Origin of the sequence: Mesobacillus sp. (assembly GCF_049588175.1) — a bacterium.
Lineage (GTDB): Bacteria > Bacillota > Bacilli > Bacillales > Cytobacillaceae > Mesobacillus.
Map to the genome: position 1 here is coordinate 1 of NZ_JBAVFI010000708.1, position 1,952 is coordinate 1,952.

The 1,952-nt window shown below is 38.0% G+C and carries 2 protein-coding genes and 1 pseudogene; all 3 read left to right on the top strand.

All coding sequences use genetic code 11. The features are described 5' to 3' along the window. Positions 1-311, top strand: a 311-nt coding sequence (locus tag WB217_RS17255) for a Type 1 glutamine amidotransferase-like domain-containing protein (RefSeq protein WP_423994518.1), incomplete at its 5' end; no start/stop codon positions are given. Positions 312-596: 285 nt separating this feature from the next. Continuing rightward, positions 597-1,790: a hypothetical protein gene (locus WB217_RS17260; RefSeq protein WP_423994519.1), complete on the top strand. Its 1,194-nt coding sequence runs from the start codon at positions 597-599 to the stop codon at positions 1,788-1,790. 18 nt (positions 1,791-1,808) lie between these two features. Beyond that, positions 1,809-1,952: pseudogene (locus WB217_RS17265) on the top strand (Zn-dependent hydrolase); the annotation flags it as partial.

The following is a 1,952-nucleotide window of genomic DNA, read 5'->3' on the forward strand; positions in this document are numbered from 1 at the left end:
CTCATGCATTGTTTGCTTTTGCAGGAAGTTATGAAATGGAGATAGGCTATACAATAGTAGAGGGATTGGGATTTCTAGATGGTTGTATAATTTCTCATTACAATTATCCAGACCGAGCAGAAGCTTATCATAATTTGCTGATAGAAAGAGGGTTTAGTGGTATCGGTATAGATGACCACACTATGATGGTGATAGAAAATAATGTTGGTACTTTATATTCTTCGAACAAGGAATCGGATGGTTACTTAATCCAAAATCTAGATTCAAATCTTTCCATTCGCCATATTAATGATATTGCTATTCCTTTTTAAATTCTGTTTTTTTTGATTACGAAATATAATCATTAAAAATTTAATTATTGAACGAGAGAATGTTTTGAATTTAAGAGTAGGACCATCTAAAAAAGATGGTCTATTTTTTTTCAGGTATTACTAACAAAATAGGTATTTAGTAGGAAGTTCATTAAGTAACCGTTTTCATCTGAAAATTCTAAAAATTATAATTGACTGAATTATTTAACTATATTATTATTCTCCTAATAACTTTTTTTTCGTAAGACGAAAGATTTAAGTCATCTAGAATTTGGGGGGATTCATTTGTCACAGATGTTAGCATTAGTCATCGTTGTATTCATTTTATTAGTAGGAGATTTCGTCGCTGTTCGAACGAAAGCATGGATTCCTTCTATGTTCATCTCGGCTGTCTTGTTCCTGATTGGGTACTGGACATTTTTTCCGAAAGAAATCGTAGCATTGGCGGGTGTGCCATCTGCTGTCGCGGTTATGATGATGTACTTATTGATCACGAACATGGGAACCTTGCTTTCCCTTAAGGAATTAAAAAATCAATGGAAAACTATCGTAATTGCATTGTCCGGTATTTTAGGAATCATCGCCGTCTTGTTGAGTGTAGGTACTCTCGTTTTCGGCTTTCAAACAATGGTCGTTGCTATTCCGCCATTAGTTGGTGGTGTCGTATCAGCGTTAATCATGTCTGAAGGCGCAAAGGAAGCTGGCCTTGCTTCACTTTCGGTGTTCGCAATCGTTATTTATGTCATGCAGGGGTTTGCTGGTTATCCATTGACTTCGCTTGTATTAAAGAAAGAAGGGAAACGGCTTCTGAAGCAATACCGTGAAGGAGGATTATCTTCTGCACATGCGGAGGTCGCAACGGCTGTTGAAACTGTACAACCTGTAGAACTTAAGCTTTTTAAGAATTTGCCGGAAAAATATAACACAGATTTCTTTAAATTTTTCAGGCTTTCATTAGTGGCATTTCTAGCTTACCAGGTTTCAACACTTCTGGCTCCGATTGTATCAGTTAGTCCATTCGTACTCTGTCTGTTATTTGGTGTCATTGCAACAAGCGTAGGATTCCTTGAGAAACATGCTTTACAAAAGGCTAACGGGTTTGGAATCGCGATTTTAGTATTGATGCTTTTTATCTTTGATGGCTTGAAGCAGGCAACGCCAAGCATGCTGCTTGAAATCATTGTCCCACTGATCGGTACGATAATCCTTGGTGTCATTGGGATGTACATCTTCTCCTTCATTGCAGGAAAATTGTTAAAGGTCAGCAAAGAAATGGCTTTTGCCGTGTCATTGACTGCACTTTACGGATTCCCGGCTGACTACATTATCACCAATGAGGTAATCAAATCATTGACAGATGATGAAAAAGAACGTGAAGCACTGACAAGCCATATGCTGCCGCCTATGCTCGTCGGCGGGTTTGTAACGGTTACAATCGTATCGGTCATATTGGCAGGGATCTTTGTTGGATTCTTGTAAGAATAGGGAGGAATCATCATGACTCTACTAAAGCAGCGAATTGAGGACCATATAGAGAAAATTAGTAATTTTACAGCCACACCTGGAAAAGGAACTACACGCCTTACTTACAGCCAGGAAGATCTTCAAACACGAAATTATATTAAGGAAAAGATGAGGGAA